We start from the raw sequence: 461 nt of genomic DNA on the forward strand, positions 1-461 counted from the left end.
CCCTCGGACACCTCCGGCCGCCCCGCCGCCTCCTACGTGCCGCTGGTGGGTCGCATCGCGGCCGGTGGGCCGATCCTGGCCGAGGAGTCGGTGGAGGACGTCTTCCCCCTCCCCCGGCAGCTGGTCGGCGACGGGGAACTGTTCGTCCTCAAGGTCGTCGGTGACTCGATGATCGAAGCGGCCATCTGCGACGGCGACTGGGTCACCGTGCGACGCCAGCCGGTGGCGGAGAACGGCGACATCGTCGCCGCCATGATCGACGGGGAGGCCACCGTCAAGCGGTTCAAGCGGGAGAACGGCCAGGTGTGGCTGCTTCCCCAGAACTCCGCCTACCAGCCCATCGCCGGGGAGAGCGCGACCATACTGGGCAAGGTCGTCGCGGTGATGCGCCGCGTCTGAGGTCGGGCACACCGCGGAGGGCGGTGGGGTCCCACCGCCCGGAACCACGCGTCCCCCCGAGG

Annotated in this window: 1 protein-coding gene; it reads left to right on the forward strand. The window is 71.6% G+C overall.

The window, feature by feature from the left end; all coding sequences use genetic code 11:
* Positions 1 to 399 (forward strand): transcriptional repressor LexA (gene lexA / locus FNQ90_RS26505; protein WP_182608593.1); only part of this gene is annotated, 399 nt, incomplete at its 5' end.
* Between the last annotated feature and the right edge of the window lie 62 nt (positions 400 to 461).

Origin of the sequence: Streptomyces alkaliphilus (assembly GCF_014141535.1) — a bacterium.
In the GTDB taxonomy this organism is placed as follows: Bacteria; Actinomycetota; Actinomycetes; order Streptomycetales; family Streptomycetaceae; genus Streptomyces; species Streptomyces alkaliphilus.